The following is a 23,187-nucleotide window of genomic DNA, read 5'->3' as shown; positions in this document are numbered from 1 at the left end:
GCTCCTCATAGTCCCAGTTGCACGCCGACCTTGAACGTCCGCGGCGCGCCCGGCGCCACGCCCAGCGAAGATTGCGAGGTGGCGTACACCTCGTCCGTCAGGTTCTCCACCTGCAGGTAGAGCTTGAAGGGAATCCGCCCGGCGCTGCCCCAGGCGACGCCGGCGTCGAAGATGTCGTAGGGATCGGAATACGTCGCGTTGCTCGCGTCGATCGCGTATTCGCCGACCTTGCGCCAGATCAGGTCGAGCTTCCATGCCACGGCCGGCGACCAGCTGGCCGTCACCGTGACGGAATAGTCCGGCACGCCGCTGACCTTGTTGCCGATCAGCGCCGCGTCGGCATTGGCCTTCACTTCGGAATCGGCGCTGCCGTAGACCGCCGAGAATTCGAACCCCGCCTCGGGCAGCAGCCAGCGCAGGCTGGCCTCGACGCCCGTGCGCTCGGTCTCGCCGAAGTTCTCGTACTCACCCGGCGCGATCGTGCGGACTTCGTCGGTGGAAGTGAGGCGATAGGCCACCACGTCGAACTGCAGCGTGCGCAGGACATGGACATGCGCCCCCACCTCGCTCTGGCGGAAGATCACCGGATCGAGCGTATCCGCCGCCGCGGCGTACTTGATGAAGCCGTTGGGGAGCGCGAAGCCCTCCGACCAGCTCGCACGCAGGCGCACGTTTCGCGTCACATCGGCACTCAGGCCCAGTTTCGGACTGACGTTGTCCATGTCGGCGAGGTCAGCGCAGGGATCGCTGCCGGTCTCCGGCCCGTTGAGCGAGCAGCCGCCGCTGAAGCGGTCGTAGCGAAAGCCGACCGACGGCATGAACAGCGGATGCCATTCGGCCTGGATCTCGCCAAAGGCGGAGACGCTGTTCAGGCGCGCCTCGCGGTCGTTGATGGCCGGGGCGATGCGACGCCGATGGTCCAGTCCGTCGTAGTACACGAAGTCCGTGGATTCGCGGAAGGTTTCCAGGCCGGCCACCCAGTTCAGCGGCCTGCCCGCGAGTTCGCCGCGGCTGTTGAGGCTCAGGCCGGCGCCGAAGACGCTGCGGTCGTAGCTTTCCTCGCGCTGTCGCCATTCGCCGCCGACCGGGCGCGAGAACCAGCGCGTGAATTCCTGCTGCGTCGCATAGGCAAAGCCCAGGAGCTTCAGGTCCGCCGCCAGCGCGTATCCGAAATCGGCGCGCAGGTTGGCGAAGTCCTTTTCGGCGCCGTCGTTCTGCACGCCAGGGTCGATGCCGTAGGGGTCCTGCTCGAACAAGGCCTGCGGCAGGTAGGCGGCGGAATCACTGTCCGCCTTGTGCAATCGTGCCGACAGGGCGACTTCGGCCCGGGGGCTGAGCGAGATCCGCCAGCGGCCAGCGAAGCTGCCGCGATCGGACTGCGACTGCGGGCGGAAGCCGTCGGTATGGAAGAACTGCGCGGCGAGATTGAGCTGCTGGTGTTCGCCGATGGGCGTGCCCATCGCGGCCTGCAGATCCAGTGTTTTGTCGGAGCCCAGCGCGAGATCGAATTCGCGGTAGTCGCCGGTCTTGCGGGTGTCGATCCGGATCAAACCGCCGCGGTTGTAGTTGCCGTACAGCGCCGAAACCGGCCCGCGGAAGACATTCATCGTCGCGATTTCCAGCGGGATGACGACGTTGAGGTCCAGGTAACCGTCGGCGTGCGACATCGCTTCGTTCAGGGGTACGCCGTCGATCACCGCGCCCAGGTCGCCGCCATGCCCGCCTCCGCCGAAGCCGCGGATGACAATGCTGTCCGCCACCCCCGCGAGGCCGAAGTTGCGGATCGCCATGCCCGGCACGTAGCGGAACAGTTCCTGCGTCTGCCCCAGCCGGCGCTCCCGGATCTGTGCGCTTTCGAAATCCGTGCTGCTGTACGGCGATGCCCCGGATTCCAGGACCTGGCCCTTCACTTCGATGGGCCCGAGATCGACGGGACCCGCCTCGTCATCGTGATGGGGATGCGCACCGGCTCCCCCCGCGCCCAGCACCAGCGCCACCATCAGCGCGCCCCGAATGCCGCCGCGCCACGCTCCCCGGACATGCAAATCCGCCTTGCAACCCCCTGTCTCCACAGGCTGCTCTCCTCGCTGTGTCGCCGCTGGTTGCGGCGATCGTTATGGCTGGGTCGGCACTGCGAGCGGGAGCCTAGGAGGGCCTATATCATATTGTCAATATGAAAACTTAATTTACATCCTTCATACCCGTGTCCGGGCTGTAAGAAAAAGCGCCCCGACTTGAGGACGCCACTGCGCCAGCAGGCGCTGCTCGGTGAAGTCGTCGACGATGCCTTGCGCGCGCAGGAACTCGGCAGCGTGCACCACGCGATCTCCCTGCGCATTGCGATGCTTGAGCAGCAGGCCGCCGACCGAATCCGGCGCCAGCGGCAGGAGCAGGAGTTCGCCGTCCCGCGCGAGCAGCGCGACGGACCCCGCATGCGGAAAGCAGGCCTCGCAAAGCGCACGCGGCAGACGGATGCTGCCGCGCACGACGCTTAACTCGACGCCCGCCGCCAGTTCATCCGGTGACATGGGTGTCGATGTCCGCCGCGATCAGCTCGACCACGCGCAGCGCGGACGCCCGTACTGCGGGCGTCAGCTCCAGGCCCAGATCGAGGTTCGCCGCCTCGATCAGGTAGACCGTGACGTCGCCGGGGAAGTCGTCCCGGAAAATCCGCCGCCCCGCCGCGAGGGCGTGGTCCCAGCGGAAATCGTGCAGCGTCAGCGCCGGCGCGTGATCGACGGCGAGCTGTTCGCCGGGCACGCGATAGATGGCACCCGGCGCTTCACCGGGTTGCTGCGCATCAACGACGATGAGCCGGCTCGCACCGCGCGCCTGGAACATCACCTCCATGCCGCCGGTGCCGGCATCGAACACCCGCACATCCTCGCGCGGATGGTCGCGCAGCCGCCGCAGCAACGTCTGCGCGACGAAAACGCCGACGCCGTCGTCGCTGCGATTGGCGTTGCCGCAGCCGATAACCGTCAGCACGGCGTCAGATCCGCCAGAGACGGCACCACCAGTTCGACTCCACGGGCACGGCCAGTTCCGGCAGATCGCACCAGCGGCGATGCACGAGGTAATACATGCATTCCTGGCAGCGCATCTGGTCTTCGCCGTAGGGCTTGTCGGTGAAGCCGGACAACACGAGCTTGCCCTCGAGGTCGTCGGGCGCCAGCTCGCGCAACTCCACCAGCAGCCGGCTGAAGGCCGCGTCGTTCTCCGGGAACGGCTCGGTCTTCGTCTTCAAGCCCGAGCGCAGCATCTCGCCGATCTTCGTCCGCAGCTGATGTTCCTGTTCGCTTTGCATCGGTAGGTTCTCCGCCGTCCCGTTCTTCACGGGGGTGTTCACCTGCCTGAGCGATCCGGTGGCGCGACCGCGCCACCGGGCCGTTTGGCTTTGAGGAAACGCGACCCGGTGCAGACTGGCCGCACCGGGCGCCGCCATCATGCCGTACGGAAGCGCGCGAGCTCCTTGCCGGTTTTCTTGTCGTGGGCGTGCACGGTGCAGACCAGGCACGAGTCGAACGAGCGGGCCACGTGCCCGACCTCGACCGGATCGGTCGGGTCGGCGATGGGCGTGCCGACCAGTGCCTGCTCGATCGGCCCAAGCTTCTCGCCGCCGTCGCGCGGTCCGACGTTCCAGGTCGTCGGCGCGATGATCTGGTAGTTCTTGATCTTGCCGTCCTTGACCTCGATCCAGTGGCACAGCGCGCCGCGGATCGCCTCGGTCGCTCCCCAGCCGCGGCCGTCCTTCTCCTTCGGCTTGATGTACCAGGGATCGTTGAGGCGGAACTCGCGCAGGATGCGCTCGCACTCGCGGTAGAGCTTGATGGTCTCGTGCATGCGCGCGATCTGGCGCAGGTGCAGGCTCGGCCCGCCCATCTTCTTGTACATGTCGAGGATCAGGCCGTCATAGTGCTGCCAGGACTCGCCGTGACGACCGCCCGCGATCAGCTGCCGCGCGAACGGTCCCGCTTCGAGGCGGCCGGACTCGATGTGGCGGACGCTCGTGGCCCACGAGTACTTGCCGGCGTGGTCGAGGTCATTCTTCTGGATCGGCTTCGTCGTGCGATCGAACGGATGAATGTCCTGCCCGCCCTCGTCGTACCACGCGTGCGTGGTGTTCTCGCGCAGGAACTTCTGGTCCATCAGCATGTGCGTGTCGGATTCGCCGTCGTACACGCCGCTCTTCATGATCACCGCCGCGTTGCGGCCGTCGATCGTCGGCTTCTGGTACCTGTCCTCGTGCGGCAGATAGCCCCAGGACACGTACTTGCCGATGCCGCCGCCGTACTTGTCGAGGCCGATGTCGAGGCCCATGCGCCAGTAGAAGCCGAGGTCGGAGTTCGCGTGTTCCGGGCGCTCGTCCAGCCACGCCAGGAAGTCGTCGTGGGTCTTGATCTGTTCGTAGCGCTCCAGCGTGCAGCCGAGCCACAGCGATTCGAGCCAGTTCTTCTTGTAGTACTCGAGGATGGACCACGCGCGGGTGATGTCGGTCAGCGTCGGCGCACACATCACGCCGCCGGGCACCATGTACGAGGAGTGCGGCCACTGCCCGCCGAGCAGCGCGTAGATTTCCACCGGCTTGCCGGAGATCGTCACACCCTGCTCATAGGACGTGCCGGTGAACGGCGCGAAGCGCTTGACCGCCTCCTCGTAGAACGGGCTGTTGCGGTACTTCTTGTTGGTCATGTCGATCGCGTACAGGCCGTAGAAGTAGCGCGGCTGGCTCTGGATCGACTCGGTGAGCTGGCCGAGGTTGCGGGCCAGGATCGCGTTGCGCGGCACCTCCGTGCCCCAGGCGGTGTCCAGCGCCCACGCGGCGCAGGTCAGGTGCGAGGCGCCGCAGATGCCGCAGGCGCGGGGCGTGACGACGAGGCCGGCCTGCGGGTCCTTGTCGCGCAGGATGATCTCGAAACCGCGAAACAGTTCCGCCTGTGTCCAGGCATTGGTGACGACGCCGTTGTCGATATCGACGCGCACGTCGAGATCACCCTCGACGCGGCCGACCGGCGAGATGTCCAGAGTCTGCACTGCCATGTTCCGTTCTCCTCTTGTAGGTGTCGGCGCGTCAGACGACGAAGATGTCTTCTTCCGCCCACTTGGGCGCCGCGTTCTTGGCCGCGCCGGTCAGCGCGATGTAGCCCTTCTTGTCCACGCCCTTGGGCAGATCCTTGGGAACGCCCATGACGGTCTGGGTCTTGAAGACCGTGCCGGGCGCAAGATCGAAGAACGGGAACTCCGGCTCGGTGCAGCCCATGCAGGGCATGCCCGCGCGCGTCTTCGACGACTGGCGGTTCCAGAGGATGCGGTTGCACGGCGAGTGCGTCATCGGCCCGCGGCAGCCGAGGTCGTAGAACAGGCAGCCCTTGCGCTGGCCGAACTCGGTCGCCGAGACCTTGTAGGCGAAGTGCATGTTCCGCGTGCAGCCCGTCTGCGTGAAGCTCTGGAAGAAGGTCTTGGGCCGCTGCAGGTCGTCCAGCGCAAGATCGCCGGCACGGCCCGTCGCCACGGCGACGACGATCTGGCTGATCCAGTCCGGATGCGCCGGGCAGCCCGGCACGTTGATCACCGGCAGGCCCGCCTTGGACTTGTAGTTGATGCCGAGAAAGCCGCCGTGATCACGCTTGAGGAACTGCAGGCCCTGGGAGTCGCTCGGATTCGGCGCGGTGGCCGGGATGCCGCCCCAGGTCGCGCAGTCGCCGATCGCGACCGTGAACGAGGCGGCGTTGGCGAGCTCCTGCACCCATTGCTTCATCGGCCGGCCGGCGAAGCGGTTCCACTCGCCGGTGCCGTTGGGCGCGTTCACCACCGTGCCTTCGAACACGAAGATGTCCAGCGGAATCGCACCGGAGGCACAATCGCGCAGGATCTTCTGCAGGTTGTCGCCCAGCTCCACGCCCAGCGACGGATGCCACAGGATGTTGATGCCGAAATCAGTAACGAGGTCGCAAGCGCTGGGTTCTTCCGCATTCAGGAACGACATCGTGTTGCCTGAACACGCCCCACCCTGCAACCAGAGCAGATTGGCCATTGTTTTCTTCTCCTCTCGAGTCCGTGAAGCCGCAGACGTGCATTCCGGTTGCTCTGCCCGATTGCGACATCGCTGCGCACCGGTGCACCCGCGCAACTCACTGCAAAGGAGGTGCCAAACTATTTCTTAAAATTATTCTTTTTCTTTCAATGCTCTAGGATGATAATGAGAATACGTCACATGCCCTTGTGCCAAGCGACTTGGCAGAAGGCGTGAATCTGCAAAGCAGGCTTGCAGCAGTGGTCGCTCAGCCGTCGCGATTGCCGCAGACCGGACACTCAACTTCCAGCGTGTAGCCGAACCAGATTCCGCGACATCGCTTGCACCAGTGCCCGTTCATCTGTTCGGGCGTGAGCCCGAGCTGACGCGCGAGCGGCGTGATGCCCAGGTCGCGGAATCCTCCGGGCGTCCCGGACGGGCGGCTTCGCGAGTGGGGAAACGCGGTCACCTTCTCCGCGTCGCCGGAAGCATTGGAGGTTTTCCTGTCGCTCATCGGCGTCAGCGCCGGCTGGCCTGCGCCTGCTTCTGGTCAAGCTTGTAACGCTTGATCTTGTTGGCCAGGCCGACGCGCGACAGGCCCAGTTCCTTCGCCGCCCGGCTGTGGTTCCAGCGATGCCGCAGCAGCGACTGCATGACCAGCTCCGCTTCCAGTGCTTCCACCTTCTGCTTGAGTGTGCGACTGCCTTGCAGGAGGGCCGCCATCGCAGCATCCGCCTTGTCCGGCGACAGGCACGTGAATTCGGGCGACATGTGCTTGGCTGACAGAAACTCACCGTCTTCCGCCAGCGCCACCATGCGCCGGATCTCGTTTTCCAGCTCGCGCACGTTGCCCGGGAACGGGTGCGCGCGAAGCAGGCGCAGCGCCTCCGACGAGATTCCGGCGATCTTGCGGTTGATCGTTTCCCCATACTTGCGCGCCGCATGTTCGGCCAGCAGCGGGATATCGTCCGGCCGCTCGCGCAACGGCGGCATCTGCAGCTCGAAGCCGCGCAGCCGGAAGTAGAGATCCTGGCGAAACTTGCCCTGCTCGACGAGTTCCTTCAGCGGCCGGTTGGACGCGGCGATGATGCGCAGATTGCAGTGTCGCGTCTCGTCGGAGCCCAGCGGCTTGACCTCGCCCTCCTGCAGAAAGCGCAGCAGGCTCACCTGGAACGACTGCGAGACCTCCGAGATTTCATCGAGGAACACCGTGCCGCTGTCCGCAGCCGGAAACAGTCCCAGGCGATCGCTGATCGCACCGGTGAACGCGCCTCGCTTGTGACCGAACAACTCGGAATGCAGCATGTCGTCCGGCAGTGCGCCGCAGTTCTGCGCCATGAACGGGAACGTGTTCCGCCGGCTGAAAAAATGGATCGCGCGCGCCATCAATTCCTTGCCGGTGCCCGTCTCCCCCTGAATCAGCACCGGCAGATCGGTTGCCGCCGCCTTGCGCGCGAGGTTGCAGACCTGTGCCATCGCATCGCTGACGAATACCAAGCGATCGAAGTGGTAGACGTCCTGCAACTGCCTGACCAGAACGTCGTTCTCGCGGCGAAGCACGTCGTCGGCAAACTTCAGCTCGCGACTGAGGAAGCGATGCCGGCGTGCCAGCTCCCGGCTTTCCAGCGCGCGCTTGATCGTCAGCAGCAGATGGTCCGGCTGCCACGGCTTGGGAATGAACTGATACACCGCGGCTTCATTGATCGACCGGATCATGTCTTCCGGATCGGTGTACCCGGTGATCAGGATGCGGATCGCCTCGGGGTGCGTGACGCGTGTCCGGGCGAAAAACTCGACGCCGCTGGTCTCGGGCATCAACTGGTCGCAGAGAATCAGATCGACCGGTGACCTGTCGAGAATCTCGAAGGCCGCTGCGGCGGAGTCTGCCGCGAGCACCTGATAGTCCTCCCTGAGACAGCGCGTGAGCGAGGCCCGCACCTGGGGCTCGTCATCGACCACGAGCACGACTCTGCCATCATTCGGTCGCTCAGTCCGCATATGCTTTTCACAATGCAAATTATGTTTGCAAGTTAGCACATGCTTCATTGAAGTCAATGCAATTGACAGAGCACAGCTCGCCATCCAGTTCGGCGAACGTTTCACCCTCACCAATTGATTACATCAACCGACTCACACACAGAAGTTCTGACAGGCTCGCTCAACACAGAGCGCGACGCCGTCGTGCCGATTACACAGGCCACGCAGGCGGTGATTCAAACCGCAGCGTGAAATTTTTCGACTGAATTCACGTTCCGTGATTGACGGCGGAAGTCGTATCAATGCCTTGTCACCGCCACTGCTTGCAGCGCCGCCCGGCATGGCGAGATCCCGTCGGGAGTGTCCGTTCCCGACCAGCACGATGTCTCAATGCACGGTACAGACCATGCAGGGATCGAACGAACGCACGATGTGCTGTACCGAAACCGGATCATCCACCAGGGGATCGACCGGCGTTCCAACCAGCGCCTGTTCGAGCGCACCCGGCGTGCCGCCGCGGTCGCGAGGTGAAAAATTCCACGTGGTCGGCGCAATGATCTGATAGCTGGAGATCCGTCCCTTGTGCACGCGCAGCCAGTGCCCGAGACTGCCGCGCGCCGCCTCGATCAGTCCGGCCCCTTCGGCATCGGCAGGCATCCGCCCGAATACGCAGTAAGGTTCGCCGGCCCGAAGGCTGCGGAGCCAGCGCTCCATCGACATCAGCGTGCGTGCGATTTCCAGCAGCCGTGCGACCACCCGGTTGCGCACGTTGCCTCCACTGACGCGAACCAGGTCGACGATCAGCGGATGGCCGTCCACGAGCTGACGCGCAAGCGCGCCCACCTCGACGGTCCGGCCGGCGAGTCGCGGGGCCTTGCACCAGCTGTAGGCGTCGGCGCGATCCATGTCCGGCTGCGTGATACCCCGCGCCGGCGGCAGCGGTTCGCCCGGACCGGCCATCCAGGCATGGCTGAGGTCCTCGGCGATGCCATCGACATCCAGCACCCGGCGCGTGCCGTCGATCCACACGCCCTGCGCGAATGTCGGGCTTCCTTCACAAGGATAGGCGCCGTAGCTCATGAAGCGGTCGTCGGCACGCCCCAGCCGCTCCAGCCCCAGATCGTCGGCAACGTGCAGAAAGCCGCGCAGATCCGACGCGAACGGCGACGCCGCGTCGCGCCAGGCGTCCAGCGCCGCCGCGCTGTCCAGCGCGGCAATGCGCTCGAGGGTGTCGCCGAACAGGCGTTCTTCGAGAAAGCGGCGGAAGTGCGCGACGATGGCGAGCAGACGGACGCGCTCGCCCGTCTCGATCGCCCGCGACGAGCCGCCGGGCTGCAGCGTCAGCGTGTGCGGCCATTTGCCGGCCAGCGTGCCCAGCAGATGCAGGAATGCCGCGCGCGCGGGGATGACCTCGGCAGTGGCACGACCCGACAGCGCGCGGAAGCGCTCGGCCGCCGGCGCGTGCCAGCCGCGGCCCGCGTAAACGTCGCGCGCGAAGTCCGGCATGAAGAACAGATAGAAATGCGACAGATGGTCGGCCACGTTCTCGGCCGCGAGGATGAGGTTGGTGGCCAGCTCGCCATTGGGCGGTACGTCCAGCCCCATCGCATCGGCCAGCGCGCGGGCTGCCGCCATCGACTGCGCGACCGAGCAGATGCCGCAGATGCGCGGCGTGATCACCATCGCATCCGTCGGCGCCTTGCCTTCGAGAATCTGCTCGAACCCACGGAACAGCGGGGAGTTCACGCGCGCGGCGGCGACGCGTCCGTCCTCGACATCGAGGTGGACTTCCAGATCACCTTCGACGCGGTTGAACGGCCCCAGGGACAGCGTCGTCACCGCGTCAGTCCTCCGGCAGGCCGTGGATCGTCGGCGGGATCATCGTGCGCTCGTGGACGGCATTGACCTTCACGCGGCGCGGCGTCGCGGCCTTGGACAGCGAGGCCAGCGTGACGAACCACGCCTTGGGCATGTCGGTCGGCAGGCCGATGGGAATGCCGGCGATCTTCGGCGTTACCGCGAACGCGTGTCCCGGCTCCTCGAAGTTCGGCGCCGTGCAGTTGATGCAGGCGTAGCCGCCGCGCGTGCAGGAGCCCTCGCCATTCCACAGCCGTGTGTTGCAGTCGCCGTGCGCCTGGGTGCCCTTGCAGCCCAGGTGCTCCATCATGCAGCCCATGTCCGACGGTTTTTCGGCACTGGCCTTGAACTCGTAGTACTCGTTGCGCGTGCAGCCGTGGTGCACGAGATGGTCGGCATACATGCGCGGGCGGCGCAGCGCGTCGAGCGCGGTCTCGTCCATCTCGCCGAGCGCAAGCGTCATCAGCGTCTCGGTGACCCAGTTGGGATGCGTCGGGCAGCCGGCGATGTTGATCACCGGCAGACCGGCGCCGGAGCGGTAGTCGGCGCCCAGCAGGCCGCCCGGTTCGGCGCCGTCGTACTGCAGCCCGCAGGCGTCGGTCGGATTGTTGCCGGCGGCAGTGATGCCTCCGAAAGCCGCGCAGGTGCCGACGGCGACGGTGTAGCGCGCGCGGCCGGACAGTTCGCGCACCCAGTCGATCATGGGGCGGTTGGTGCCGCCCAGCATGTGGAAGCGGCCCGTCCCGTTCGGCCCGCGCAGCAGCGAGCCTTCAACGCAAAGCGCATCCAGGGGTTCCGTGCCGTCGCACAGGCGGCGCAGCAGGGTCGTCACGTCGCTGCACGAGGCTTCACTCAGCGACGGGTGCCAGAGCAGGTGGATGCCGAAGCCTGACAGCGTCGCGAGCAGATCGGGAGATTCCGCGTTCAGCAGAGACATCGTGCAACCGCCGCAACCGCCGGATTGCAGCCACAGCACGGAAAATGAGCGTCGCATGGGAACAGGCCTCCCGGCTTCGTCGGCGGGGACATGATACGCCCTCGCGCTGCGTTCGCTCCGAAGCGCGCCTGCCGCACGGCAGCGGCGGCAGGCGCTTTTTGCCTAGAGCCAGAAGCCCAGGCCGGCCCCCAGGATGAATCCTTCGAATTCCAGCTTGTCGTTCAGCGCGGGATTGGCGCCGACGGTGACGTCGGCGTTGAACCTCAGGTAGCGGATGTCCGCGTTGATCGATACGTTGTCGTTGATGTGGTAGTTGGCGCCGATCTGCAGCACGAAGCCGATGCTGTCGTCCACATCCACGTCCAGCGCTTCGAGCTGACCGCTGCCGCCGTGGAAGATGTTGTAGTTGAAGCCCGCGCCCACGTAAGGACGGAATGCGCTTTGCGCGCGTCCCAGGTGCAGCTGCGCGGTCACGATCGGCGGGACCAGCCCCACCGATCCGAGCGGCCCGGCAACGCCCGATTTCACCTCCGGTTGCATGAACGCGGCCAGCACGTTGATCCCCAGTGTCGGCGTGGCGAAGTAAGTTGCGTCGATCGCCAGCGTGGTCTGGTCGTCCACCGAAAGATCCAGGACGTCGGAACTGGCATCGGCCAGCACGGTGATCGCGGTGGTGCGCACGAGCCAACGGCTGTCTTCCTGGGCCTGGGCAATGCCGGGCTGAATGCCTGCCGCCAGCAGCGCGGCGGCTGCCAGCATGGACTGCATCTGCATGATTGCTCTCCTCGTGTGATTGTCGTAAGGGAACATCTAAGGTCCCCCCGGCAGATCAGGGCAAGACCGATGCCATCCTCACGTCCAGAACGAAAAGAGTTTCCGATTAGATACTTACAGAGTTGACCCGTCTTCCGGAACGGCTCCGGGCTGGAAAGCAGCTATGCAAAGCGGCGTCCGGGACGGCATTCCGCTTGCAGTTGTGCCTCAGGACCTGGGCTCGGCCTGCCTTTCAAGGCCGAGGCGCAGCAGCTTCTGCCGCAGGCCTACGCGCGACAGGCCCAGTTCCTTCGCCGCCCTGGTCTTGTTCCAGCGGCAGCGCAGCAGCGTTTCCTTGAGAATCGCCGCTTCCATCGCCTCCAGACGCGATTGCAGCGTGCCCGAACGCGGCAGCGATGCGGCATCGGCGGCGCCGTCCGCAAGCGCCAGTCCCGGCCGGCCGCGCAGAACGCGCGCTGACAGGAGATCCGCGCCGATATCGAGATCCTCGGACAGCGCGAGCGCCCGGTAGATCTCGTTGCGAAGCTCACGGATGTTGCCCGGCCACGGATACGTCATCAGGCAGGCCAGTGCTTCGTCGGTGAAACCGCGGACCGGCTTGGCGAGATCGTGCCCGGCCTGCAGCAGCAGGCCCTCGACCAGCACGCGCAGGTCCATCGTGCGCTCGCGCAGCGGCGGCAGCGTCAGCGGGAACACCGCGATGCGGTAGTACAGATCCTCGCGAAAGCGCCCTGCCCGCACCTCGCTTTCCAGGTCGCGATGCGTTGCGGCGATCACGCGTACGTCCACCGGCACCGCCTGGTTTGCGCCGACCGGACGCACTTCGCCTTCCTGCAGCACGCGCAGCAGCTTGACCTGGAAGGTCGGCGAGGTGTCGCCGATCTCGTCGAGGAAGATCGTGCCACCGCTGGCGCGCTGGAACAGGCCCACATGATCCTGGTACGCGCCGGTGAACGAGCCGCGCTTGTGACCGAACAGTTCGGACTCCAGCAGGTTGTCCGGCACCGCCGCGCAGTTCTCCATCACGAACGGGCCGGTGGTGCGCGGGCTCGCGTAGTGGATCGCGCGTGCCAGCAACTCCTTGCCGGTGCCCGACTCGCCCTGGATCAGCACCGCCAGGTCGTAGCGCGCGACCTGCTGCGCGAGCCGGCAGACCTCGTTGAGCGGACTGTCGGGCGCGCGCACGAGTCGCGAGAATTCGTGGTGCAGCTGCACCTGCTCCTGGCGGCTGCGCGCGCGCTGGCGCAGCACGCCGCCGTCGCTGCGCATCTCCAGTTCGATGCGGCGGACGTCGTTCTGCAGCGTGCGGGCCTCGACCGCCTCGCTGACCAGCGTCACCAGCTGCGCCGGCAGCCAGGGTTTGAGCACGTACTGGTAGATGCCCGCGTCGTTGATGCCGGCGATGATGTCGTCGGCATCGCTGTGCCCGGAGATGAGCACGCGCACGACCTCGGGCCAGCGCTGGCGCACGCGCTTGAGGAATTCCACGCCGGTGGCGCCGGGCATGCGCTGGTCGCAGAGGATGACGTCGACCGGCACGTCGGTGTTCAGCATCTCCTCGCGTGCACCGAGCAGGTCGAGCGCCTGCTCGGCGGAGCCCGCCGTCAGCACTTCGAAATCGTCCTCCAGCGTCCGCCGCAGGGCGTCCACCGAATTGCGTTCGTCATCCACCACCAGCACGCTGGGCATGCCTTCTCCGGAACAGGCCTCGGCGAGCGCATGCGGCTGCGGGATCGCAGCGTTCGCGGCACGCCGCCGCGGCATGATAGCCGGGCTGTCTCCCGCCGAACCCTCAGGCATGCTGCGCACGCAACCTGACCAGCTCCGCCTCGGCCTCGGCGAGGCGGCGGCGCAGCTCGGCGGTCTCGTCCGCCGCCGCATGCGCGTGAGGCCGGCCGCGCGCGTGATCGAGCGCATGCAGGACCCAGTCGAGCCAGGCATCCATGCCGGTGCCGGCCGTCGCCGATACCTGCAGGACCCGGATGCGCGGGTTCACTTCGCGCGCGTAGGCGATGCAGCGCTGCGTATCGAAATTCAGGTGCGGCAGCAGGTCCACCTTGTTCAGCAGCATGAGCGTTGCCGCGGCGAACATGTCGGGATACTTGAGCGGCTTGTCCTCGCCTTCCGTCACCGACAGGATCGCGACCTTGGCCGCCTCGCCCAGATCCCACATCGCCGGGCAGACGAGGTTTCCGACGTTCTCGATGAACAGCACCCCGCCCTGCGCGTCGAGCCCGTCGCAGGCGCGGCCGACCATCTCGGCGTCGAGATGGCAGCCCTTGCCGGTGTTGACCTGTACCGCAGGTGCGCCGGTCGCGCGGATGCGATCGGCGTCATGCGTGGTCTGCTGGTCGCCCTCGATCACCGCGACCGCCAGCGCGGGATCGCGCCGGCGCAGGGCCTCGATCGTCGCGCACAGCAGCGTGGTCTTGCCGGAACCCGGGCTGGAGACGAGATTCAGCGCGAGCCGGCCCTGCTGCGCGAAGCGCTCGCGGTTGCGCGCGGCGATGCGGTTGTTGGCGCCGAGCACGTCCTGCTCGATGCGGATCGCCCGCACCTGGCTCATGCCCGGCACGGAGACGCCGGCCGCGCCGGCACCGTAGTGCAGGTCGCCGCTGCCGGCATCGTGGCGGACATGCGCCGCCGCGTGTGCCGGATGCGCGTGCCCGTGGTCATGGTCATGACCATGATCGTGATCGTCGCAGCCGCAGATCGTGCACATCGTTCATTCCTCCAGGGGTGTTTCCAGCGACAGGGTTTGCGGCAGGTCGATCACGCGCAGCTCGCGCACGCGCAGCTCGGTGCCGCCGATGGGTTGCAGCTGCCGTCCGCGGCAGCGCGGGCAATCGTCCAGGCGCGAGTGGATCGGCACCGGCACCGCGCAGGCCATGCACCAGGCCCGCGCCGGCACTTCGTCGATCTCGATCGCAGCGTCCTACAGCACGCTGCCGGGCGCCAGCGATTCCAGTGCGAAACGCAGCGCCGCGATCTCCACGCCGGCGAGACTGCCAACCTCCAGCACCACGCGTTCGAGACGCACGCGCCCCTGCCCTCGCAGCGCGTCGTCGACCAGCGTCAGCACGCCGGACGCCAGGCTCAGTTCATGCATGCATCCGCCTCGACGACGGGCCGCGCCGCCGCCTCGACCGCGAAGGGCACGCAGGGATCGCCGGCGATCGCGAGCAGCGTCGGCGCCGGATCACCGGGGGCGCGCGCCGCCAGCGCGCGTGCGAGCACGCCGTCGGGATGGAAATTCCACTGCGTCGGCGCGACGACGCGGTACTGATCCACGTTTCCGCACGCGTCCACCGCCAGCAGGTGAACGAGTACGCCGCGCGCGGTTTCCACCCAGGCCAGTGCGTGCCGTGCGTCCACCGCGCAGGCGCCGCCGCGCAGGCCGTCGTCGTCCAGCGCGAGCGCCGCGAGATCGTCCAGCCGCCCCAGCAGGCGCCCGAGCGCATCGGCCGGCGGCAGGCCGCCGCGGCGCACGGCCCGTGCCCAGGCGCCGGTCTGCGCGACGCGGCCGGCAACCCGGGGGCATTCGGCGAAGCCGTCGTCCGCGAACGCCGCGCGGGCCAGCGCGGGCCACGCGTCCGGGGTGAGTGTTTCCAGGGTGTCATCGATACTCAGACGCAATCGCCGTGCGTCCTCCGCGACCCCGGCCAGTGCCTGTGCCGGCGCACCGGGAGCACGGCGCAGCGCCGCCAGCGCGACGGATGCATCCGCCTGCCGCCGCCAGCGCAGCCATTCACGCAGTGGCGCGCCAAGCAGCTGCACGCCCAGCGCAGCCGCAAAGCCTTCGTCGCGGTCGAGCGCTCGCCACAGGCCGCCCAGCGCCGCCAGCCCGTCGGCGTCGACCTGCCGGCCGGCCAGATGCTGCGGCCAGTCCAGCCACAGGTGACGCAGGTGTTCGCGCAGCGCAGTGTGACGAAGCGCGCTGCACTGCGCTGGCGTCGGGCTTGCTGCACCGTCGCGCAGTGCCGCCCACGCGAGCCGCGCTGCGACACGATGGGCCGGACCGCACAGCGACAGCAGGCGCTCCAGCATCGGGCCCGCCTGTGCTTCGCCCATGCCGCGCAGGAAACGCAGCGGCAATGCCCTCAGCGGTGCGACCGACGGCGACACCCCCGGCCGCAGCACGAGCACGCGATCCGCTGCCGCCGCGACGTTCACAGCGGCGTGCCCTCGCCGGCTGCGGCAAAGCCTGCGAACAGCCGGCGGCGCGACGGCTGTGCCGGCTCGTCGCGCCCGGTGCGCAACTGCGCGAGCACGGCCTGCGCGACGCAGCACGCCGAGTCCTGGTCGGCGAACTCGAACACCGGCGAGAACAGCGAGCACATCTCGAAGCGCCCCACGCCCGCTTCCTCCGCGCCGATGAAGCTGTAGCGTTCGCCGGCAAGGCGATGCGTCCGCGTATGCCCCGGCGCCGCGAGCCTGTCCGGCGACGCCGGCAGCCAGATCAGGTTCATGCACCAAGGGGTGAGCAGGATGCCGAGCCAGCCGCGCTCGCCCTCCGCCGGCCCGTCGGCGGGCGCGAAGCCGATGGTCTCGACCGCCAGCGCGGTATTGCAGACCGGCAGGTCCGCCATGCGCGTCGCGGCGATGCGCGCATAGGTCTCGCGCAGGACCTCGACGGCCGGCAGCGCCGCGTTCACGCGTCCAGCACCATGAACTGCTCGGCGTCGCCGTCGCACTGCGGACAGCGCCAGTGCGGCGGCAGGTCGGCGAAGGGTGTGCCCGGCGCAATCTGCCACACCGGATCGCCCTCGGCCGGATCGTAGACCCACCAGCAGATCTTGCATTCGAGGCGCGCGTCTGCCGGAAGGCGGTTGCGGTCGCCCAGATATGACCCCTCGAAGCGGGGTTGGTCGTGGAAGGCCATCACGCAGCGCTCGCGGGTGGCATCCATTGCCCTTCGGGCGCGCTCATGCGTCGGTGACGACCCATTCCAGCACCTCCTGGAAACGCGGTAGCGCGTCGGACATATCCTCGGCTGCCGCACAGACCGCCTCCGGCATGTCGGCGATCTCGAGCGTGTTGAGGATCACCGCATCCTGCGAGTTGTAGTAGACGACTCGCCAGCAGTTCGGCACGCGGGTGCTGCTGACGCGGCAGTTGCCGTAGCCGCGCGACAGGATGGTGGCGCGGCCGCTGCCGATGCGCTCGTCGAGATGGACGACGTCCTCCGGCGACAGCGGCAGCAGCGTCAGGTTGATGACGTGCGGCGGCTGGCCCGGCTGCCAGGTCGCGACCTGGTCGGCCAGCTCGGTGAGGATCGACGGCGCGTTCATCACCATCGGCGGCAGGCGGTCCGGAGCGTCGACGGCCAGCACGTCGCTCGCATCGAGCCGCGCCTGGGTGCGCAGCTCGAAAGGCACCATCGCCACTTCCACGTAGTCTTCGACCATGCACTCGCCCTCGAAGACGGCCACGCGCCAGATGCTGGCGAAGACCGACTCCTGGATGCGCACCGACCGCTGGCCGTCGATGCGCGCGCCGACCTCGCCTTCACCGAGGATCTGGTTGACGAAGCGGCGGTCCGCTTCATCCAGTGCGGTCAGATCCACACGCTCGCTGACCCGGGCCAGCCCGCCCGGCAGCGCCGCGACCGCACGCGCCAGCGCGGCGCCGATCTCGCGCAGCGCCTGCTGCCCGGCCTTGAACGCGGCGGCCTCGTCGCGCTCCGGCAGGATCGGCGGCCGGTAGGTCTCCATGCCGCGCGGCATCTGCATGTACTGGAGTTCTTCTTCCTCCACCGGCTGGCTGCCGGGGCCGATCACCTTGATGGGAATCGGAAAGGGTTTGCTGCCATCGGACAGGCTCATGGACATCCTCCGCAATCGAACATCGGGAGCATCCGCGCGTGCTCAGCGCAGGATGCGCAGCGGACGCGTCGGCGGCGCGACCAGCGCCGCGGCGGCGTCCCGCAGGAAATCGTCCCAGTCGCACATGCCGGGAATCGTCGCGACGTACTGGCCGTCGCGCAGGAACACCAGCGAGGGCCGGCGCATGACGCCGTACCGGTCGGCGATCTCGTTCTCCGCTTCCGCGGTGACGACGCCGATGCGAAAGCGCGGCGACGCGCCGCCGCCCAGCGCGCTGCGCAGCTCCGGCAGCACGACGGCGACGTCGGTGCACTCCGGATAGCGCGCGGGATTGGTCCAGACGAACAGCACGGCATCGCCGGGCTGCGCGAGAAACGCCGGCAGGCTGCCGGCGTCGACCCAGCCGGACTCGGGCAACGCGGTCAGCCGCTCGATCAGCACCGGCACCGCCGGTGCGGTGACGACGGCCGTGGAGGCGAACATCGCGGGTTCTTCGGCAACGGCACTCATGGTCCACTCCTGGTTACGGCCTGCGGCGTGCCTGTCAGCACGGCAAGCTGGTCTGAATCCATCCGCGACGGCAGCGCGAAACCGGGATCGGCATTCGTGCCTTCGCCGTGCATCGCGGCCTGCAGCAGGTCCAGCGCGGCATCGATCTCGGCGGCGCGCCCGGGCGGCAGGCGCTCGATCGCGGAATCGATGAACACCAGCAGTTGATCGCCCGCCTGCGGCTCGCCGACCAGCGCCGTGCGCACGCGGCGGCGTTCGCCGCGTCCCTCGCAGTCGGCCCAGCCGTCCGCGGCGGCGATCACGCGCATCGGGATGCCGATGCACATCAGCCGTGCTCCGGACCGGGGGTCACGAGAAAGCGCTCGTCGCCGACGCGGCAGGCCTGCTCCGGACCGGGGCGCTCGGCTTCGTAGCGCTGCATCGCCAGATGCGGCAGCGTCACCGCTTCGGCCGGGTCCAGCGGCTGCCGGCGCGGGCGCACGGCGCAGCCCCACTCGACCAGTGTTTCCACGCCCAGTCGCAGCGCTTCCGGCAAGACCGCGCGCACCGCGTCGCGCAGGCTGCCGCCGTAGTCCTCCAGTTCCTCCGGCTGGCAGCCGATCAGCACGACGCGCTCCGGGTAGTGGCCCGTGAGCCGCGCGAGCGACAGCACTTCCTGGAAGCCGGTCTGGTGCAGGCTCATCTTCCTGGCGCCGAGATACTGCGGCACCTCGTCGTCGCGGATCACGCGCAGCGTGCCGGGCGGCAGGCCGTAGTCGATGGCGTCGAAGATCAGCAGGCGGTCCGCGGACTGCACGTGCTGGATCAGGTACAGGCCCTGGGTGCCGCCGTCGACGATGCGCGGCCCGGGTTCGAACTCGTGGTCGCGTTGCAGCAGCTCGGCGCAGCGCACGCCGAAGCCTTCGTCGGCCCACAGCAGGTTGCCGATGCCGAGCACGACGATGGCGGGCGTGTCACGCCCGCCGTTACAGGGGGTATCGGTCGAAACGTGGCTCGCGGTGTTCACGCTGGCTCCTGGGGATGAGGGCGGGATCAGCGACGTGCGGTGTGCAGCCGTTGCCACGCGACGAAGCCGTCGTGCGCGGCCTGGAGTTGAAGCCAGAACTCGGCATCGCCGCCGAAGTGCATCGCGCAGCGCACCGCCGTATCCGGCGTCAGCCGGCGCCGGCCGTGCACCACTTCATGCAGCCGTCGACGGGAGATGCCGAGACGGCGCGCCGCCTCGGACTGGTTCACGCGCATCGGCGTCAGAAAGAGTTTCTGCAGCAGCCGGCCGGGGTGCACGGGTGGACGCGCCGGGGAAGCACGCCCAACCGATCTCACGGCCGGTGCCGCAGACAATGCCGGCAACATGTCCGGTCTTCAGTCCTTGAAGGTGCGGTAGCCGGAGACCATCGTGCTGACGATGCTCTGGCGGCCCATGATGTCTTCGCGCACCGCGGCATAGACGTGGAAGATGATGAAGCAGACCAGGAACCACATGCCGAGATGGTGGAAGGTGTGCACGTCCTGGGACTGGCCGAACAGCGGGATCACCCAGCCGAACAGCTTGTCCGCCCACGAGCCCATGCCGAGCCCTTCGCCGTACAGCGCGAAGCCGGTGACGATCATGAACAGCGAGGTCAGCACGAACACGAAGAACATCGCGAAGCGCGCCAGCGGGTTGTGCCCGACGTAGCGGTTCGGACGCGCGGAGAGGAAGCTGTACCACTTCACCATCGACCACACTTCGCGCCAGTACGCCGCCGTGAAGATCGGGACCGAGAACAGCTCGCGTGCGTGGTGGTTGCCGACGACGGCCCAGTAGATCCGCGCGATCATGCCGATCGCGAAGATGTAGCCGGCGGCAAAGTGCGCGAAGCGGATGTAGCCCATCAGGAAGTTCGCACTCGCCTCCCCCGGCTGCGTGGGCAAGGGCGAACCGATGAAGTAGCCGGTGACGCACAGCACCAGGATCGCCAGCATGTTGATCCAGTGCCAGATGCGCACCGGTGCCTCGTAGACGTAGACCGACTTGACGCTTTGGCCGTGATCGACCGCGGTTTCGTCGACGCCGGTGGCGTCGGCGGCCGCAACGGACAGTTCCGTGCTCATCGTAGAAGTCTCCTCTCGTACGGGACGGCGGCCCTGCGGCCGCCGACACCGGTCAACGCACTTTCACGCGGCTCAGTTCCTGGCCGTCCGGGCTCATGACGTGCGTCGAGCACGCCAGGCAGGGATCGAAGGAATGCAGCGTGCGCAGGATTTCCACCGGCTCCTCGGGATTGGCCATCGGCGTATTCATCAGCGAGGCCTCGAAGGCGCCGATCTGTCCCTTGGTGTCGCGCGGCGAGCCGTTCCAGGTCGTCGGCACGACGCACTGGTAGTTCTCGATGCGGCCGTCCTTGATCCGGATCCAGTGGCCGAGACCGCCGCGCGGTGCGGCGACGGTGCCGACGCCCTTGCACTCCTTGGGCCAGGTCCTGGGATCCCACTTGTCGACGTTGGCGGTGCTGCGGTCGCCGTTGCGGATGTTGTCCACCAGCTCGTGCCAGTCGTCGAGCATCATCTCGCCGCAGTACTGGCTTTCCAGCGCGCGCGCCAGCGTGCGGCCGATGGTCGTCGGCAGCAGCTGCTTGACGGTGTACTGCGTCTCCGGCAGGGCCAGCGCCTTGGGAATACCGCTGTTGATCATCATCGCGCTGTAGTCGACCTGCTCCTTCACGCGCTGGCAGTACTTGTGGCCCTTGAGCGCGTGCGAGTACGACAGGATGTAGCGCGCGAGCGGCCCCACTTCCATCGCATGGCCGCGCCAGCGCGGCGACTTGATCCACGAGTACTTGGCCGACTCGTCGATCTGCTCGATGTTCGTGCGCGTCCCCTTGGCCTTGGCGCCCAGCACGTAGTTCGGCTCGGTGACGCCGTCCCAGGGATGAAGGCCACGGTTCTCGTCGGCGTACTGGTACCAGGAGTGCGCCACGAACTCCTGCACCTGCTCCGGATCGCGCGGATCGACTTCGTGGATCTCGTCCCAGTTGCCGTTGATGATCGCGCCGCCGGGCAGTTGCTGGGTCGAGTGGTCGTAGGACACCTTTTCGTAGGTGCCGTAGTCGAGCACTTCCGTTCCGGAGATGCCGCCGCCGTAGAGCCAGCCGTGCGCCTTGTAGATGGTGCCGATCGCGAGCACGTCGGGGATGTAGACGTTCTTGTTGAACTCGATGATCTCGTCGATGCGCGCCTTGACGAAGTTCAGGCGCTCCATGTTGATCGGCGCACCCGCGGCGCCGTCGCCGTCGATGTTGATCGCGCAGGGCACGCCGCCGACGAGATAGTTCGGGTGCGGGTTCTTGCCACCGAAGATGGTGTGGATCTTCACCCACTCCTTCTGCAGGTCCAGCGCCTCGAGATAGTGGGTCACCGCCATCAGGTTGGCTTCGGGCGGCAGTACGTAGGCCTTGTTGCCCCAGTAGCCGTTCATGAACGGCCCGAGCTGGCCCGATTCGACGAACTTCTTCAGGCGGTTCTGGATGTCGCGGAAGTAACCCGGCGACGACATCGGATGGCTCGGCGAGACCAGATGCTGAAGATCGGACGTCGCCTTCGGGTCCGCCTTGAGCGCGGAGACCACGTCCACCCAGTCCAGCGCATGCAGGTGGTAGAAATGCACGGCGTGGTCGTGCACCTGCAGCACCTTGGCCATGATGTCGCGGATCAGGTGCGCGTTCTTCGGAATCTCGATGCCCAGCGCATCCTCCACCGCGCGCACCGAGGTCAGCGCGTGGCAGCCGGTGCAGACGCCGCAGATGCGCTCGACGAAGGCCCAGGCGTCGCGCGGATCGCGGCCCTTGAGGATGACTTCCAGACCGCGCCACATCGTGCCGGTGGACACCGCGTTGCGGATGACGTTGTTCTCATCGACGTTCACCTCGCAGCGCATGTGCCCTTCGATGCGGGTGACCGGATCCACGACGATGCGGCGGCCGCTGTCGTCGAGCTTGAAGCCCTGTGTTTCGTATCCCATGGTTCGTTCTGTTCCTGTTCAGTGGCTCAGGCGTCGGTCGTTTCGCTGGCCTTGCGGCTGTCGGCCGCGCGCTTGAGCGCGCTGGCCGCCGCATGCGCCACCACGGCCGCGCCGACGGCGCCGGCCGCCGTCGCACCCACCCTGTCGGCGTTGGCCTCGATGCCGAACTGGTGGATGTCGGTGAGCCGGTCGTAGAACGAACCCTTGTCCCAGAACCCATCCTCGGAGCAGCCGATGCAGCCGTGGCCGGCCTTGATCGGGAAGCTGGTGCCCTCGTTCCACTGCACGGTGGAGCAGGCGTTGTAGCTGGTCGGTCCCTTGCAGCCGACCTTGTAGAGGCAGTAGCCCTTGCGCGCGCCCTCGTCGTCCCAGCTCTCGACGAACTGGCCGGCGTCGAAATGCGGGCGGCGGTAGCACTTGTCGTGGATGCGCTGCGAATAGAACATCTTCGGCCGTCCCTGGCGGTCCAGCTCGGGGATGCGGTCGAAGGTCAGCATGTAGGTGATCACGCCGGTCATGACCTCGGCGATCGGCGGACAGCCCGGCACCTTGATGATCGGCTTGTCGGTGATGACCTTGTGCACCGGCGTCGCACGCGTCGGGTTCGGCTTGGCGGCCTGCACGCAGCCCCAGGATGCGCAGGAGCCCCAGGAGATGATCGCCTTGGCGTCCTTGGCGACGTGGCGCAGCTGATCGATGAACGGGCGTCCGCCGATGATGCAGCTCATGCCGTCCTGGTTCAGCGGCGGATTGCCTTCCACCGCGAGGATGTAGTTGCCCTTGTACTTGGTCATGATCTCTTCGAGGATCGCCTCGGCCTGGTGGCCGGCGGCGGCCATCAGCGTGTCGTCGTAGTCAAGCGAGATCATCGACAGCACCACGTCCTTGGCCAGCGGATGCGCCGAACGGATGAAGGACTCGGAACAGCAGGTGCATTCCAGTCCATGCAGCCACAGCACCGGCGTGCGCGGCTTGTTCTCCATCGCGCTGGCGATCTGCGGCACGAAGGCCGGACCGAGGCCCAGTGAAGTCGCCGTCAACGAACAGAACTTCATGAAACTGCGGCGCGTGATGCCCTGCCGCCGCATGACCTCGTAGAAGGTTTCCATACGAATCGATCTCCTCGGTTGTCGCCTTGGGGTGTTTTTTGTTTTACGGCCATCGCCGGCATGCACGTTGCCGGTTCCCCGACCTTCAACAAAAAGCGGGCCATTTCCGAGGAGATGGACAGGATAATTTCAGTTCATTGTTTTTATTTGATTTTTATTGAAGTTTCGGCGTGTGGCCTGAAAAA

General features: G+C 67.1%; 24 protein-coding genes and 1 pseudogene. All 25 read right to left on the bottom strand.

Annotated features, from left to right (window positions below):
- Positions 1-5 precede the first annotated feature (5 nt).
- Positions 6-2,000, bottom strand: coding sequence for a TonB-dependent receptor (locus C8D93_RS15190; RefSeq protein WP_110266070.1), 1,995 nt, complete (start codon positions 1,998-2,000; stop codon positions 6-8).
- Between the two features lie 195 nt (positions 2,001-2,195).
- Entirely contained in the window at positions 2,196-2,528 is a 333-nt protein-coding gene (locus C8D93_RS15185) for a hypothetical protein (RefSeq protein WP_110266069.1), read from the bottom strand.
- On the bottom strand, positions 2,515-2,988 hold the full coding sequence (locus C8D93_RS15180; RefSeq protein WP_110266068.1) for a hydrogenase maturation protease: 474 nt from the start codon (positions 2,986-2,988) through the stop codon (positions 2,515-2,517). The genes C8D93_RS15185 and C8D93_RS15180 overlap by 14 nt, the downstream gene beginning before the upstream one ends.
- Before the next feature lie 4 nt (positions 2,989-2,992).
- Complete coding sequence (locus tag C8D93_RS15175; RefSeq protein ID WP_110266214.1) at positions 2,993-3,307, bottom strand: hypothetical protein; 315 nt, start codon at positions 3,305-3,307, stop codon at positions 2,993-2,995.
- Positions 3,308-3,444: 137 nt separating this feature from the next.
- Positions 3,445-5,040: a nickel-dependent hydrogenase large subunit gene (locus C8D93_RS15170; RefSeq protein ID WP_110266067.1), complete on the bottom strand. Its 1,596-nt coding sequence runs from the start codon at positions 5,038-5,040 to the stop codon at positions 3,445-3,447.
- A gap of 31 nt (positions 5,041-5,071) precedes the next feature.
- Entirely contained in the window at positions 5,072-6,034 is a 963-nt protein-coding gene (locus tag C8D93_RS15165) for an NADH-quinone oxidoreductase subunit B family protein (protein WP_110266066.1), read from the bottom strand.
- A gap of 247 nt (positions 6,035-6,281) precedes the next feature.
- On the bottom strand, positions 6,282-6,527 hold the full coding sequence (locus tag C8D93_RS15160) for a hypothetical protein (protein ID WP_110266065.1): 246 nt from the start codon (positions 6,525-6,527) through the stop codon (positions 6,282-6,284).
- Between the two features lie 5 nt (positions 6,528-6,532).
- The gene (locus tag C8D93_RS15155) at positions 6,533-8,116 is read right to left on the bottom strand and encodes a sigma-54-dependent transcriptional regulator (RefSeq protein WP_211307373.1); all 1,584 of its coding nucleotides are present in this window, start codon (positions 8,114-8,116) and stop codon (positions 6,533-6,535) included.
- Between the two features lie 261 nt (positions 8,117-8,377).
- A complete protein-coding gene (locus tag C8D93_RS15150) occupies positions 8,378-9,829 on the bottom strand; it encodes a nickel-dependent hydrogenase large subunit (protein ID WP_110266063.1) in 1,452 nt (483 codons plus the stop codon).
- Between the two features lie 4 nt (positions 9,830-9,833).
- Positions 9,834-10,841 (bottom strand): NADH-quinone oxidoreductase subunit B family protein, encoded by a 1,008-nt coding sequence (locus C8D93_RS15145; protein WP_110266062.1) that lies wholly within the window; start codon positions 10,839-10,841, stop codon positions 9,834-9,836.
- A 105-nt stretch (positions 10,842-10,946) separates the two neighbouring features.
- Complete coding sequence (locus C8D93_RS15140; protein WP_170124049.1) at positions 10,947-11,558, bottom strand: OmpW/AlkL family protein; 612 nt, start codon at positions 11,556-11,558, stop codon at positions 10,947-10,949.
- A 207-nt stretch (positions 11,559-11,765) separates the two neighbouring features.
- A complete protein-coding gene (locus C8D93_RS15135; protein ID WP_211307372.1) occupies positions 11,766-13,247 on the bottom strand; it encodes a sigma-54-dependent transcriptional regulator in 1,482 nt (493 codons plus the stop codon).
- Between the two features lie 103 nt (positions 13,248-13,350).
- The gene (gene hypB / locus C8D93_RS15130) at positions 13,351-14,280 is read right to left on the bottom strand and encodes a hydrogenase nickel incorporation protein HypB (RefSeq protein ID WP_110266059.1); all 930 of its coding nucleotides are present in this window, start codon (positions 14,278-14,280) and stop codon (positions 13,351-13,353) included.
- Positions 14,281-14,283: 3 nt separating this feature from the next.
- Positions 14,284-14,667, bottom strand: a pseudogene (locus tag C8D93_RS21155) (hydrogenase maturation nickel metallochaperone HypA/HybF).
- Positions 14,655-15,731: a hypothetical protein gene (locus C8D93_RS20465; protein ID WP_146216625.1), complete on the bottom strand. Its 1,077-nt coding sequence runs from the start codon at positions 15,729-15,731 to the stop codon at positions 14,655-14,657. The pseudogene C8D93_RS21155 and the gene C8D93_RS20465 overlap by 13 nt, the downstream one beginning before the upstream one ends.
- The gene (gene hybE, locus C8D93_RS15115; protein ID WP_110266057.1) at positions 15,728-16,213 is read right to left on the bottom strand and encodes a [NiFe]-hydrogenase assembly chaperone HybE; all 486 of its coding nucleotides are present in this window, start codon (positions 16,211-16,213) and stop codon (positions 15,728-15,730) included. Before hybE ends, C8D93_RS20465 begins: the two co-directional genes overlap by 4 nt.
- Positions 16,210-16,467: a rubredoxin gene (locus C8D93_RS21390; RefSeq protein ID WP_339374060.1), complete on the bottom strand. Its 258-nt coding sequence runs from the start codon at positions 16,465-16,467 to the stop codon at positions 16,210-16,212. The genes hybE and C8D93_RS21390 overlap by 4 nt, the downstream gene beginning before the upstream one ends.
- A 16-nt stretch (positions 16,468-16,483) precedes the next feature.
- The gene (locus tag C8D93_RS15105; RefSeq protein ID WP_110266056.1) at positions 16,484-17,383 is read right to left on the bottom strand and encodes a hydrogenase expression/formation protein; all 900 of its coding nucleotides are present in this window, start codon (positions 17,381-17,383) and stop codon (positions 16,484-16,486) included.
- 42 nt (positions 17,384-17,425) lie between these two features.
- The gene (locus tag C8D93_RS15100; protein ID WP_110266055.1) at positions 17,426-17,893 is read right to left on the bottom strand and encodes a thioredoxin domain-containing protein; all 468 of its coding nucleotides are present in this window, start codon (positions 17,891-17,893) and stop codon (positions 17,426-17,428) included.
- Positions 17,890-18,219, bottom strand: a complete 330-nt coding sequence (locus C8D93_RS15095; protein WP_110266054.1) for a HypC/HybG/HupF family hydrogenase formation chaperone — start codon at positions 18,217-18,219, stop codon at positions 17,890-17,892. The genes C8D93_RS15100 and C8D93_RS15095 overlap by 4 nt, the downstream gene beginning before the upstream one ends.
- Entirely contained in the window at positions 18,219-18,899 is a 681-nt protein-coding gene (locus C8D93_RS15090) for a hydrogenase maturation protease HybD family protein (RefSeq protein ID WP_110266053.1), read from the bottom strand. Before C8D93_RS15090 ends, C8D93_RS15095 begins: the two co-directional genes overlap by 1 nt.
- Before the next feature lie 26 nt (positions 18,900-18,925).
- Entirely contained in the window at positions 18,926-19,177 is a 252-nt protein-coding gene (locus C8D93_RS15085; RefSeq protein WP_245903925.1) for a HigA family addiction module antitoxin, read from the bottom strand.
- A 78-nt stretch (positions 19,178-19,255) separates the two neighbouring features.
- Positions 19,256-19,987 carry a Ni/Fe-hydrogenase, b-type cytochrome subunit gene (gene cybH, locus C8D93_RS15080; RefSeq protein WP_110266051.1) on the bottom strand — a complete coding sequence of 244 codons (732 nt, stop codon included), beginning with the start codon at positions 19,985-19,987 and terminating at the stop codon, positions 19,256-19,258.
- A 52-nt stretch (positions 19,988-20,039) separates the two neighbouring features.
- Positions 20,040-21,893 (bottom strand): nickel-dependent hydrogenase large subunit, encoded by a 1,854-nt coding sequence (locus C8D93_RS15075; protein WP_110266050.1) that lies wholly within the window; start codon positions 21,891-21,893, stop codon positions 20,040-20,042.
- Between the two features lie 26 nt (positions 21,894-21,919).
- Positions 21,920-23,002: a hydrogenase small subunit gene (locus tag C8D93_RS15070; RefSeq protein ID WP_110266049.1), complete on the bottom strand. Its 1,083-nt coding sequence runs from the start codon at positions 23,000-23,002 to the stop codon at positions 21,920-21,922.
- Positions 23,003-23,187 lie beyond the last annotated feature (185 nt).

This window comes from Sinimarinibacterium flocculans (assembly GCF_003201205.1).
Lineage (GTDB): Bacteria > Pseudomonadota > Gammaproteobacteria > Nevskiales > Nevskiaceae > Solimonas > Solimonas flocculans.
Note: the sequence above shows the minus strand (reverse complement) of the source record. Positions and strands in the feature narration are given on the sequence as shown.